The sequence below is a fragment of the Xanthobacter autotrophicus ATCC 700552 genome, from assembly GCF_043194565.1.
GTDB lineage: Bacteria > Pseudomonadota > Alphaproteobacteria > Rhizobiales > Xanthobacteraceae > Xanthobacter > Xanthobacter autotrophicus_F.
In genome coordinates this window covers 127,444-139,151 of the sequence record NZ_JBAFVS010000012.1, presented here as the reverse complement: position 1 = coordinate 139,151, position 11,708 = coordinate 127,444, and the positions used below count along the sequence as shown (strand labels likewise).

At 65.5% G+C, this 11,708-nt stretch carries 12 protein-coding genes and 2 other RNA genes; 5 read left to right on the top strand and 9 right to left on the bottom strand.

What is annotated here, in order from left to right:
- Positions 1-2: 2 nt before the first annotated feature.
- The 7 genes from V5F48_RS14505 to V5F48_RS14475 all read right to left on the bottom strand — a co-directional run bounded on the left by V5F48_RS14505 (position 3) and on the right by V5F48_RS14475 (position 6,357).
- Positions 3-857: a hydrogenase expression/formation protein gene (locus V5F48_RS14505; RefSeq protein ID WP_394259283.1), complete on the bottom strand. Its 855-nt coding sequence runs from the start codon at positions 855-857 to the stop codon at positions 3-5.
- 27 nt (positions 858-884) lie between these two features.
- A complete protein-coding gene (locus V5F48_RS14500; protein WP_394111260.1) occupies positions 885-1,298 on the bottom strand; it encodes a thioredoxin domain-containing protein in 414 nt (137 codons plus the stop codon).
- Positions 1,298-1,630 carry a HypC/HybG/HupF family hydrogenase formation chaperone gene (locus tag V5F48_RS14495; protein WP_394259282.1) on the bottom strand — a complete coding sequence of 111 codons (333 nt, stop codon included), beginning with the start codon at positions 1,628-1,630 and terminating at the stop codon, positions 1,298-1,300. The genes V5F48_RS14500 and V5F48_RS14495 overlap by 1 nt, the downstream gene beginning before the upstream one ends.
- 3 nt (positions 1,631-1,633) lie before the next feature.
- Positions 1,634-2,275 carry a HyaD/HybD family hydrogenase maturation endopeptidase gene (locus V5F48_RS14490; RefSeq protein ID WP_394259281.1) on the bottom strand — a complete coding sequence of 214 codons (642 nt, stop codon included), beginning with the start codon at positions 2,273-2,275 and terminating at the stop codon, positions 1,634-1,636.
- A 393-nt stretch (positions 2,276-2,668) separates the two neighbouring features.
- Positions 2,669-3,421 carry a Ni/Fe-hydrogenase, b-type cytochrome subunit gene (gene cybH / locus V5F48_RS14485; protein ID WP_394259280.1) on the bottom strand — a complete coding sequence of 251 codons (753 nt, stop codon included), beginning with the start codon at positions 3,419-3,421 and terminating at the stop codon, positions 2,669-2,671.
- A gap of 12 nt (positions 3,422-3,433) precedes the next feature.
- The gene (locus V5F48_RS14480) at positions 3,434-5,248 is read right to left on the bottom strand and encodes a nickel-dependent hydrogenase large subunit (RefSeq protein WP_394259279.1); all 1,815 of its coding nucleotides are present in this window, start codon (positions 5,246-5,248) and stop codon (positions 3,434-3,436) included.
- A complete protein-coding gene (locus V5F48_RS14475) occupies positions 5,245-6,357 on the bottom strand; it encodes a hydrogenase small subunit (RefSeq protein ID WP_394075323.1) in 1,113 nt (370 codons plus the stop codon). The genes V5F48_RS14480 and V5F48_RS14475 overlap by 4 nt, the downstream gene beginning before the upstream one ends.
- Positions 6,358-6,688: 331 nt before the next feature.
- Between V5F48_RS14475 and V5F48_RS14470 the strand changes: the two genes are divergently transcribed.
- Complete coding sequence (locus V5F48_RS14470) at positions 6,689-7,504, top strand: type II toxin-antitoxin system death-on-curing family toxin (RefSeq protein WP_394259278.1); 816 nt, start codon at positions 6,689-6,691, stop codon at positions 7,502-7,504.
- A gap of 47 nt (positions 7,505-7,551) precedes the next feature.
- Positions 7,552-7,649, top strand: an RNA gene (ffs, locus tag V5F48_RS14465) — signal recognition particle sRNA small type.
- Positions 7,650-8,115: 466 nt separating this feature from the next.
- On the opposite strand, the gene V5F48_RS14460 is transcribed toward ffs (V5F48_RS14465), so the two are convergent.
- Both V5F48_RS14460 and V5F48_RS14455 read right to left on the bottom strand, forming a co-directional pair.
- Positions 8,116-8,412 (bottom strand): GIY-YIG nuclease family protein, encoded by a 297-nt coding sequence (locus V5F48_RS14460; protein ID WP_394259277.1) that lies wholly within the window; start codon positions 8,410-8,412, stop codon positions 8,116-8,118.
- A gap of 399 nt (positions 8,413-8,811) precedes the next feature.
- Positions 8,812-9,957 carry an acyl-CoA dehydrogenase family protein gene (locus V5F48_RS14455; RefSeq protein ID WP_394259276.1) on the bottom strand — a complete coding sequence of 382 codons (1,146 nt, stop codon included), beginning with the start codon at positions 9,955-9,957 and terminating at the stop codon, positions 8,812-8,814.
- 165 nt (positions 9,958-10,122) lie between these two features.
- Between V5F48_RS14455 and V5F48_RS14450 the strand changes: the two genes are divergently transcribed.
- The 3 genes from V5F48_RS14450 to V5F48_RS14440 all read left to right on the top strand — a co-directional run bounded on the left by V5F48_RS14450 (position 10,123) and on the right by V5F48_RS14440 (position 11,487).
- The gene (locus V5F48_RS14450) at positions 10,123-10,818 is read left to right on the top strand and encodes a winged helix-turn-helix transcriptional regulator (RefSeq protein ID WP_394259275.1); all 696 of its coding nucleotides are present in this window, start codon (positions 10,123-10,125) and stop codon (positions 10,816-10,818) included.
- 55 nt (positions 10,819-10,873) lie between these two features.
- An RNA gene (gene ffs, locus V5F48_RS14445) (signal recognition particle sRNA small type) lies at positions 10,874-10,971 on the top strand.
- 237 nt (positions 10,972-11,208) lie between these two features.
- Positions 11,209-11,487 carry a hypothetical protein gene (locus V5F48_RS14440; RefSeq protein WP_394259274.1) on the top strand — a complete coding sequence of 93 codons (279 nt, stop codon included), beginning with the start codon at positions 11,209-11,211 and terminating at the stop codon, positions 11,485-11,487.
- Positions 11,488-11,708: the final 221 nt, after the last annotated feature.

Here is an 11,708-nt window from a genome sequence, read left to right as displayed (position 1 = left end):
GCTCACCGGATCGCCGCCAGCACTTCGGCGAGGCGCTCGGCGCTGTCGGCGATGTCCTCACGGGCGGCGCAGGCCACTTCCGGCACCTCGGTCACCTCGATGGTATCGAGGATGAGCATGTCCTGCGAATTATAGAAGCGCACCCGCCAGACGTTCCGCGTGGCGGCCGCGTCGATGCGGCAATTGCCGTAGCCGCGCGACAGCACCGTGGTGGCCCCCTGCCCCAGCCGCTGGTCCAGCATGGCGAGGTCTTCGGGCGTGTGGGGCAGCAGCGACAGGTTGATGACGTGGGGCAGATCCCCCGGCTGGCGGGACCGGGCGCGGTGGTCGATCTCCACCAGCAGGGCCGGGGCGTTGAAGATGCCGGGTGTCGGCGTGTCCAGGCCCTCAAGGTCGATGCCCGCACCTAGGCCGAAGGCCCGCACCAGCGCGCCGCGCGGGAAGGCCGCCACCTCGATGCGGTCGGTGCCGGCGGCGCCGCGCAGGCGCCACACCCCGGCAAACGTCGCCTCCTGGATCTCCATGGCTCGGGCATCGCCCAATGCCGCCACCTTGATGGCCACCTCGCCCTCGCCCATGGCCTCGTCCACCAAAGCGATATTGTCCCGGTCGAGATGGGTCAGGGGGATGACGTGGCTCGTCCCCGGCTGCCACGCCTGAAGCGCCGCGATCACCTGTTCCAGCACGCTGAGCGCCGGGGCGAGGCGGTCGGGGTCCGCCACTTCCGGCAGATGGGCCTCGAAGATGCGCATGCCGGAGGGCAACGGCAGATAGGCGAGGCCTTCCTCGTCGCTGCCGGACTGGCTGCCGGGGCCGAAACCGACGGGGGGCTGTGTGGCGAAGGGGGAAGAGGACATGGGGCGTGCCTTCCTGGGTTCTCGACCTCAGTGGGTGGCGGCGGACGGGGTCTTCAGCAGCGCGCCGAGGCGTTCGAGATATTCATCCCAGTCGCGCATGCGGGAGATGGCGCCCACCGGCAGCCCGCCGCGCACCACCACGATGGCCGGCAAGGCGAGGTTGAGCGCATCGCGCAGGGCGGCCTCGGTCTTCGGCCCGGCCACCGCGACGCCGAGGACCGCCTCGCCGCCCAGCGCGTTCACCAGTTCCGGCAGCACCACCGCGATGTCCGGGCTTTCCAGATGTGCCTTGCCGTGGGCCGGCAGGAACAGGAAATGGTCGCGCGCATCGAGCCGCGCCGTGTCCTCGGGCGCTTCCAGATAGGGCCAGGCGCGCTCGGACACGAGCCGGCGCACGAGGGGATGCAGATTGGGATCGGGGATCGCGGCAACCTCGGACATCAGGCTTCCTTTCGGCCGGCGGCATAGGCCGCGGCGAGATGGGGCGGCAAGGCCGGCTCGCGGTCGGCGAGGTCGGCGAAGGCGCGGTCGATGGCTGCGGCGTCCGCCTCCCCCGCCATGATGGCGGCGACACCTGTAAGCGCGTCGGTGATCAGGCGCGCCTCATCGGCGTCGAGCAGGCGGCGAGCGGTGCCCTGGAACACCAGCACATGGTCGCCGGCGCGCGCCTCAGGCACCAGGGCAAGGTCCACCCGCTCGCGCGCGCCCTCGGCGCGGCACAGGGCGAAGGTGCCCTCCACCTCCTCGATGCGCATGGGAAGGCCGAGGCACATGGCTCAACTCCGGGAGGCGGCGAGCACGCGGGGATCGCCGATGCGGCAGGCCGCCTCGGCGCTCGGGCGCTCGCTCTCGTAGGACTGCCGGCCGACCGCGGCGGTGACGAGGCCGCCGGAGATGACGTTTTCCTGCCCGGCGCGGGGCGCCGGCACCACGCCGAACTCGTCCTTCAGGATGTCCAGCACCTTGCGCGCCGCCGGCTCCACCTGCGCGGCGATGGTGGCGGTGAGGCCGCCGCCGTAATCGTCCAGCAGCTCGGGCTGCACGCCCACCAGCACGATGCGCGCCGGCGTCCTGCCGCGCAAAGCCAGCAGGCCGAGGATTTCCTGGAAGCCGGTCTGGTGCAGGCTCACCTTGCGGGCGGCGAGCACGGCGGGCACTTCGCTGTCGGCAAGGATGTGGAGGGTGCCGGGGACAAGGCCGTAATCCACCGCATCCACGATGACCACGCCGTCCGCCTCTTCCAGATAGGGCAGGAGATAGAGGCCCTGGGTGCCACCATCCAGCAGGGTGACGGCGTCGGGGAAGACGTGCGCGGCGTCGAGCGCTTCCAGCACGCGGACGCCGAAGCCCTCGTCGGCCCACAGGATGTTGCCGATGCCGAGCACCAGCAGGCGCGCAACTTGCCGTTCGTCGTCCATGCGACGCATCCCTCCTGGCTAGCCTCCCACGACGGTCTACCGCCGCCTGATTTTCGAGTTACTCCAATTCAAGGAGCATGCCAGCCGTTCGCAATTCGGGACAAAGCGTTGATGCGGATCGTGGCGGCTGCATACCTCATACGTGGCGATAGGGTGACGAGCGGAATTATTGTGATCAATTTATCCATATAATGGAAACAGATTTTCCGCTTTCCGGATGATGGGAGGCGATTCCACGCCGTAACCAGCGGCCGGAGCCGAAAGAATGCCTTCCGTGGGGCCGGGCCGGTGGGGCGGCCGGCGCGCCGGCGGAACCGACCCGCCCAAACAAAAAGGGCGCGGCTTTCGCCACGCCCTTCTCACGCTTGCTCTATCTATAATTTAGAGCACCCTTCACTCCGGATCATCGTCCCGGAAGGTGCGGTGGCCGTTGGTCATGGCCGAGACCATGGACTGGCGGGACATGATGTCTTCCCGGATCACCGAATAGACGTGGATGATCACGAACAGGATAATCATCCACATGCCGAGGTGATGCAGCGTATGCACCTGCATGGAGCCGCCCAGAAGCGGCAGCACCCAGCCGAACAGCTTGTCCTGCCACGATCCCGGCCCCGCGCCTTCCGAATACAGGGCGAAGCCGGTGACGATCATGAAGGCCAGGCCCAGCACCATCACGAAGAACATGAAGACCTGGGCCAGCGGATTGTGCCCCACGAACTTCAGCGGGCGCGGCTTCAGGAACGCATACCATTTGACTTCTGTGAAGAAGCCCCGCCAGAAGCTCTTCCTCCAGAACGGGAAGGTGAACAGCTCGCGGGAATACTTATTGCCGAAGAAGGCCCAGATGATCCGCCCCAGAAAGCCCACGGCGAGGATGTAGCCCGCCGCGAAGTGCACGAAGCGGATGGTGCCCATGAGGTAGTGGGCACTCGCCTCCCCCGACAGGGTCGGGAAGGGCGAGCCGATGAAGTAGCCGGTGATGCACAACACCACGATGGAAAGGGCGTTCACCCAGTGCCAGAGGCGCACCGGCGCCTCGTACACATAGACGGTGGTCAGCTTCTTTCCACCCTTGATCGCCTGCGCGACCGGGGTCGCGGGGGCCGCCGGAGGGGCGGCGCCGGAGAGTGAAGTATCGCTCATTCCATCCCTCCCTCAGCGGACGGTGACGCGGGCGAGTTCCTCGCCGCCTTCGGACATGACGTGCGTGGAGCAGGCCAGGCACGGGTCGAACGAGTGCAGCGTGCGCAGGATCTCCACCGGCTCCTCGGGGCGCTGCATGGGCGTGTTCATGAGGGAGGCCTCGAACGCGCCGATATTGCCCTTGGGATCGCGCGGCCCGCCGTTCCAGGTGGTGGGCACCACGCACTGGTAGTTCTCGATCCGCCCATCCTTGATCTTGATCCAGTGGCCGAGGCCGCCGCGCGGCGCCGCCACCGTGCCCACGCCCTTGGCCTCCTTGGGCCAGGTCGAGGGGTCCCACTTCTCCATGTTGGCGGTGGAGGTGTCGCCGGCCTTGATGTTGGCGATGAGGTGGTCGAAATCGTCCAGCATCATCTTGGCGCAGTAATGCGCCTCCAGCGCGCGGGCCAGCGTGCGCCCGATGGTGGAGGGCAAGGCCTGCTTCGCGGTGAGCTGGGTGCCGGCCAGGGTGTTGAACTGGCCCAGCGCCTCGTCCACCTGCCCCTTCACATAATCGACGCCGTGGGCATAGGCGAGGATGTAGCGGGCCAGCGGGCCCACTTCCACCGCATTGCCCTTCCAGCGCGGCGCCTTGATCCACGAATACTTGGCGTTCTCGTCCACCGCCTCGATATTGGTGCGGGTGCCCTTGGCATTGGGGCCGAGCACATACTGGGGATCGGTGATGCCGTCCCACGGATGCAGGCCCTTGTCCTTGTCCGCATCGCCATAGGTGTACCAGGAGTGCGCCACGAACTCCTGCACCTCATCGGGATTGCGCGGATCGATGGGGTGCACCTCGTTCCAGTTGCCGTTGAGGATGACGCCGCCGGGCAGGCGATCGGTCTTCTTCTGGCCCTGGATGGCTTCGTAGTCGCCATAATCCATGACATTCTGGCCGGAAAGCCCGCCGCCATAGAGCCAGCCCTTGTAGAAGGAGGCGATGGCGATCACGTCCGGAATATAGACGTTCTGCGAGAACTCGAAGGCTTCCTGAAGCTTCAGCTTCACGAAGTTCAGCCGCTCCATGTTGAGCGGGGCGCCGGCGGCCATGTCGCCATTCATGTTGATGGCGCAGGGCACGCCGCCCACCAGGTAATTGGGATGCGGGTTCTTACCGCCGAAGATGGTGTGCACCTTCACGATCTCGCGCTGGAAGTCGAGCGCTTCCAGATAGTGCGTCACCGCCATCAGGTCGGCTTCCGGCGGCAGCAGATAGGCCGGGTTGTCCCAATAGCCGTTCTTGAAGATGCCGAGCTGTCCGCTCTCCACGAACTTCTTCAGCCGGTTCTGCACGTCGCGGAAATAGCCCGGCGAGGACTTGGAATGCGCCGAGATGGACTGCTGCAGCACGCTCGTCGCCTTCGGGTCCGCCTTCAGGGCGTTCACCGGGTTCACCCAGTCGAGCGCATGCAGGTGGTAGAAGTGGACCACATGATCGTGCCACTGCAGCACCTTGGCCATGATCTCGCGGATCAGGAAGGCGTTGTTGGGGATCTTGATCTGCAGCGCGTCTTCTACCGCGCGCACGGAGGTGAGCGCATGGCAGCCGGTGCACACGCCGCAGATGCGCTCCACGAAGGCCCAGGCGTCGCGCGGGTCGCGGCCCTTCAGGATCACTTCCAGCCCGCGCCACATGGTGCCGGTGGAGACCGCGTTGCGGATGATGTTGTTGGCATCCACATTCACCTCGCAGCGCATGTGGCCTTCGATGCGGGTGACCGGATCGACCACGATGCGCTTGCCGGAGGTGTCGAGGGAAAAGCCATTCGGCGTCTGGATGGTCACTTCTCGCCTCCCGTCGCGCTATTGTCGGCACCGTTGTCCGTATTCTTGTGCTGGGCGCGCTTGAGCGCGCTCACGGCGGCATGAACCGCCACGCCCGCGCCCACGGCGCCGGCGGCGATCAGGCCCACCTGGTCGGCATTGGCCTCAACGCCGAAGCCGGAACCCTTGAGGTCCGCGAGGCGGGCGTACCAGGAGCCCTTGTCCCAGAAGCCGTCTTCCGAGCAGCCGATGCAGCCGTGGCCGGCCTGGATGGGGAAGGAGACGCCGTCATTCCAGCGCACGGTGGAGCAGGCGTTGTAGGTGGTGGGGCCCTTGCAGCCCACCTTGTAGAGGCAATAGCCCTTGCGCGCGCCCTCGTCGTCGAAGCTCTCCACATACTGGCCGGCGTCGAAGTGGGGACGGCGGTAGCATTTGTCGTGGATGCGCTGGGAATAGAACATCTTGGGCCGCCCCTGGCGGTCGAGGTCGGGCAGGCGGTCGAAGGTGAGCATGTAGGTGATGACGCCGGTCATCACCTCGGCGATGGGCGGGCAGCCCGGCACCTTGATGATGGGCTTGTCGAAGATCACCTCATGCACCGGGGTGGCGCGGGTGGGGTTGGGGCGCGCGGCCTGCACGCAGCCATAGGAGGCGCAGGAGCCCCAGGAGATGATGGCCTTGGCGTCCTTGGCCACCTTCTTCAGCTGGTCCACGAAGGGCTTGCCGCCGATGATGCAATACATGCCATCCTCGTTCAGCGGCGGGTTGCCTTCCACCGCGAGGATGTAGTTGCCCTTGTACTTCTCCATCACCTCGTCGAGGATCGCTTCCGCCTGATGGCCGGCGGAGGCCATGAGGGTGTCGTCATAATCCAGCGAGATCATGCTCAGCACCACATCCTTGGCCAGGGGATGGGCCGAGCGGATGAAGCTTTCCGAGCAGCAGGTGCATTCCAGCCCGTGCAGCCACAGCACCGGGGTGCGCGGCTTGGTCTCCATGGCCTGCGCAATCTGCGGCGCGAACTCCGGCCCGAGGCCCAGGGCCGCGGCGGTGAGCGAGCAGTATTTCAGGAACGAGCGGCGGGTGATGCCCTGCCGCCGCATGACTTCATAGAACGTCTCGAGGGCCATCCGGCGCTCCCCCTTCGCTGACCTCCCCACCGGCGTCGAGGCCGGGGGATTGGAATGGTTTCAGCAAGGGGTGTGCCAGAGGAAAAATACAGTCAAATCAGAGTTATATGGAGCCATGCCATGGAGTGTGGCGAAAGCGAAGCGTCCCTTGGCGTATCCAAATGGAAAGCATTTGACCGGAGGCGGCCCGGGTCGGTTGAGCCCCCAATTCACTCGGTTGCGCTGATGCTAGCGTTACGGCTAAGGTTGCAGCGTGCGGCGCCTTTCGCTTCGTCGATAGAGCGAGGCAGTTTCTGCCGAATTAATTATGGTATTTAGGAGAGGCGCGGGAATGTTAGATCGAAGCACTCTATCTCCGAAATTGTATGATAACTATAAACATTATTACACACAAATAGATGAAATTGATTATTCGGGTGATAGGCCCCATCTGAATTGTGAGGACGTACTTGATGCTCATTACCTAATTTGCGATCATTTTCTAAAACTTGGAGAAGGGATCGCGGGATTTGGGCCTAAAGATTTTGGACTGCTATCGTCCGCAGTTGCCCGTCAGCTTTCTTCTGCTGGTGGGGTATTTGTTTATAACGATTTCTGGGATATTGCATCGTCTTTGATATTCGGCCTAATCAACGATCATCCATTTCATGATGGAAACAAAAGAACGGCATTTCTAAGTTCCGTATTTTTTATGATGCAACATAATTATTTGCCAGCGACGGATATCGTCGCGGTTGAAGATTTTATGGTTGAAATCGCCGACCTCAAAAGAATTAATGCGCGAAATATGGAAATAGATGAGATATCACCAAAATTCAAGACAATGTTTCGACGACAAGATAATAGGATGTCATACATTGTAACCTTTAATGAGCTGAATGGATTATTGAATGCTCATGGCTGTTCTATCGCCAATCCATCTGGAAACTACATAAATGTATATAAGGGGGTCGATCGGGTCGCTCAGATCGGATTTCCTGGGTGGTCGAAGGAGGTTTCGAGGAACGCGATTTCTACTGTCCGGAAAGCGACCGGATTGATCCCGGAGAATGGGGTGGACGCGCAAGTCTTTTTCAAAGGAGCGGACCCGCTGAGCGCTCTGATCGGAGCATACGAGGAACCATTGAAAAGACTGGCCTACCGCTAAATATTGTCCCCCTCGCATCCCTCCCCCTCCCCTACCTTATAGCCCTCGGCAGGTTGGCGGTGGACGAGCCACTCGCCAACCGGATCAGGTCCGGAAGGAAGCAGCCCCAACGCGCCCGCCTCGTGCCTTCGTCCGGCCTCCCGTCCCTGTCCCACACATATGCGACTGCGCCCTGCCGATGGATGCTCCGGTCAAGCCGGAGCATGACGGCGGTTCGGGGTGGAGGGCGCGGCATGGGCGCCGGGGGACAGTGCCATGACGGGGCATTCTCCCCACCGTCGCCCTCCGGCTTGACCGGAGGGCCCATCTCGCCGCTGGGCGGGGCATGGATGCTCCGGTCGAGCCGGAGCATGACGGCGGTTTGGGGCGGAGGGCGCGGCATGGGCGCCGGGGGACAGTGCCATGACAGGGCTTTCTCCCCGCCGTCGCCCTCCGGCTTGACCGGAGGGTCCATCTCGCCACCGGGCACCGCGATGGGCGGGGGCGTGGATGCTCCGGTCAAGCCGGAGCATGACGGCGGTCGAGGTTGGAGGCGGCTGCGTTGGCCACCCGGTGCGCCCGCCGGCCCCTTCCCCACCGTCGCCCTCCGGCTTGACCGGAGGGCCCATGCTTCAACCAAGCGCGATCTCGTCGAACAGGTCCCGCCATTCGGGATTGTCCTTCTCCACCAGATCGAACTTCCACTGCCGCAGCCATGCCTTCAGCCGCTTCTCGCGCTGGATGGCGGCCATTGCCGTCTCGTGGATCTCGAACCAGACGAGGCGCTGGACATGATAGCGGCTGGTGAAGCCAGGCTCGGTTCCAAGCCGGTGCTCGAACACGCGGCGCGTCAGGTCATTGGTCACGCCCACATAGAGCGTCCCGCGGGGCTTGCTGGCGAGGAGATAGACGAAGTAGCGCCGCTCCATGGTCAAGCTCCGCTGCGGTGGCGGCTACATTGCACCGGGAGCCGGCCGCTTCGCCAGCGGGACTATGGATGCTCCGGTCAAGCCGGAGCATGACGGCGGTTTGGGGTGGACACGAGGCCTTGGCTCCCCCCTCGCATCCTTCCCCCCTCCCCCCTTGCATCCCATCCCTCCCCCTGCCCCATAGCGCCTGGGAGGTTGGCGATGCACAAGCCACTCGCCAACTCCACCCAGCCCCTGACGAAAGCACCCCCGCCCCCCTCGACCCGGCTCTTCGTCCCGCCTCCTGTCCCACACCACCTCCCCCGCCCCCAAACACCAACGCCCCCGCACCGGGCCACCGGTGCGAGGGCGCGTGTTCGCCGGAGCCGATCCGGCTCCGGCCTCCGCGCTTGAGCGACCCTACCCGTCCACGTCCAGCCCCAGCGCCACCCGGCCGGTGAAGAGCGCCTGCTCGTCGGCCCGCAGCGGGTGGAAGCGGGCGCCCTGCACGTCGCGGAAGGCGCGCTCCAGGCCCAGGTCCCGATAGAAGGAGGCGCCGCCCACCACTTCCATGGCGCGCTCCACCGTCTCGATGGCGCCGCGGCCGGCCAGGGTCCGGGCGGCCATGACCCGGCTGGTGGTCTCCGGTCCCGGCATCGCTCCACCGGCCATGCGCACCATGGCGTCGAGGGCGAGGCCGGCCATGGTATGGGCATTCTCCATGGCGCCGACGCGGGCGGGCAGGCCGGTGTCGAAGCCGCGGCGGCGGCCGATCTCCAGCGCCGTCGCCCGCGCCCCGTCGGCCACCCCCATGTAGGCGGAATAGATGATGGGGAAGGCGATCAGGCTGATGGTGTGGAACAGCAGGTGCCACTTGCCCTGCGGCCGCCGCCCCGCGATGGAGGCCGCGGGCACGAACACGTCGCGCAGCAGCACATCGTGGGAGCCGGTGCCGCGCATGCCCATCGCATGCCAGGTGTCCAGCACCGTCACCCCCGGCGCCTTGAAGGGCACGGCGAAGTGCAGCACGGTGGGGCCGGCCTGCGGGTCGTCATGGACCGCGCTGGTCATCAGCAGGTCGCCGGCCGGGCAGCCGCTGGAGAAGACCTTGCGCGCATTGATGCGGAAGCCGCCCTCGCAGGGGGTGGCGGTGCCCTCGCTGCGCAGCCAGTCCGAGCCGCCGCTGGAGACCAGCACGAGGTTTTCGGCCGCCACCCGCTTCAAGAGGCCGTCCGTGGGCGCGTTCTGGTGGCGCCAGCGCCAGGCGGCGGTGGCCACCAGATGCGAGTGCATGGAGAAGGCGAGCGCGGTGGAGCCGCACTGCGCGCCCAGGCGGCGGACCACCTGACAGATGTCGGCGACGCCGGCGCCGCCGCCGCCGAATTCCTCCGGCACCAGCGCCTTGAAGAAGCCGTCGGCCTTCAGCTTTTGGAAGGTGTCGGAGACAAAGCTCTCGCGCGCATCGTGCTCGGCCGCATGCGCACCGATTTCGCCGGCGGTATTATCGACCTGCGCAAGCCAATTGGTCCTGACAGGTTCAATCGCTGCGTGGATACCTACAGACATTTCCATTCTCCGGCTGTTGTCGAAGCCCTCATTTATCGAGGGAGGATGCCCATTTCTGGTGGCCGGGCGCTAGTTCAGGAACTGAAGCGGGCCAATACAGAAAATGAACTTGGCCCCTATGTCCGGTGGGGGTATTCTACGCTTGCATATTCCCCAGAGGAAATCATGACACAAGGCAGCTACAGGCAGTTCTGTCCGGTGGCCATGGCGGCGGAAATCCTCTGCACGCGCTGGACCGTGGTGCTGTTGCGCGAGATGGTGGCGGGGTCCACGCGCTTCAACGACCTGCGGCGCGGGGTGCCGCGCATGTCGCCCGCGCTTTTGTCCCAACGGCTGAAGGAGCTGGAGGCGGCGGGCATTCTCTACCGCGCCGCCTCGCGCACCGAGACCGGCGTGTTCGAATATCGCCTGACCGCCGCCGGCCAGGAGTTGGGGCCGCTGGTGGAAGCCTTCGGCATCTGGGGGCAGCGCTGGGTGGAAACGGAGCTGTCGCTGCAGCATCTCGATGTCTCGCTGCTCATGTGGGACATGCGCCGCAACCTCGATCCCACCCCCATGCCGAAGCAGCGCAGCCTCATCAAGTTCCAGTATCCGGAGCTGTCGGCGACGCAGCGCTCCTGGTGGCTCATCGTCGAGCCGCAGGTGGACGTGGACCTGTGCAGCGTCGATCCCGGCTTCGACGTGGATCTCTACGTGGCGAGCGACCTCAAGACCATGACGGCGATCTGGATGGGCCTTGATACCGTGCGCGCGGCGGTGGACGAGCGGCGGCTGATGCTGACCGGCGATCCGGCGCTCGCCGGCAACATCCAGGCCTGGCTCGGCCTCAGCCCCTTCGCCAAGACCCGCAAGGTGGCGTAGGGACCGGCCGCCCCCTCCCCTTGCCATCCTTCCCCTCCCCTGCCATATAGCCCTCGGGAGGTTGGCGGTGGACGAGCCACTCGCCAACCGGGTCAGGTCCGGAAGGAAGCAGCCCCAACGAGCCCGACTCGGGTCTTCGTCCAGCCTCCCACCTTATCGATCCACGCCCTCGCAAGGTCCCGCCCGCAGCGCCGTCACGGTGCGCGGGGGGCCTTTGGCGTTAGGCGTCCCCGCCCCCCTCGACCTGTGAATTGCCGCGCCCCGGTCGCAATCCGGTTCGGATTTGGGGATAAGACCAAAACCCGCACGGCGCCTGAGCGGACCCACCTGGCACCGGTCAAAGACCGGGGCCGATGGTATAAGACAGGCCACCCGTCCAAGGAGGCTCCCATGTGGGTCGTCGTCGTCCTCGTCCTCAGCGCCCTCGTCAAGCCGGAAGCGGTGGTGAACCGCGACAATTCCTATCCCACCGAGGAGGCCTGCAAGGCCGCCATCGCCAAGAACGTGCCCGCCCGGCTCGATGCCAAGCACAAGGAAGCCGTGGCGGAAGGCTACCGCCGCTACGTCTGCATCCGCGTCCCCGCCGCGGAAGCGCCCAAGGCCGACGCACCGAAGGCCGACGCGCCCAAGGTTGACGCCCCAAAGACCGAGGCCCCCAAGGCCAAGTGAGTACGGCCAGGTGAGCGCCGGCCAAATGAGGCGGTGCCCCCTCTCCCGCTTGCGGGGGAGGGTTGGGGAGGGGGCAAGGCCTCTCCATTGGGACCGGTTGTTGGCCCAGCCCCACGCAGCGGCCCCCACCCTGCCCTCCACCGAACCTGTGAGCTGATCCGAGCCCGGCCGCGCCGGCACCCTCACCAGGCCGGCGGCGGTTTTGCCGGCCCGCCCATCGA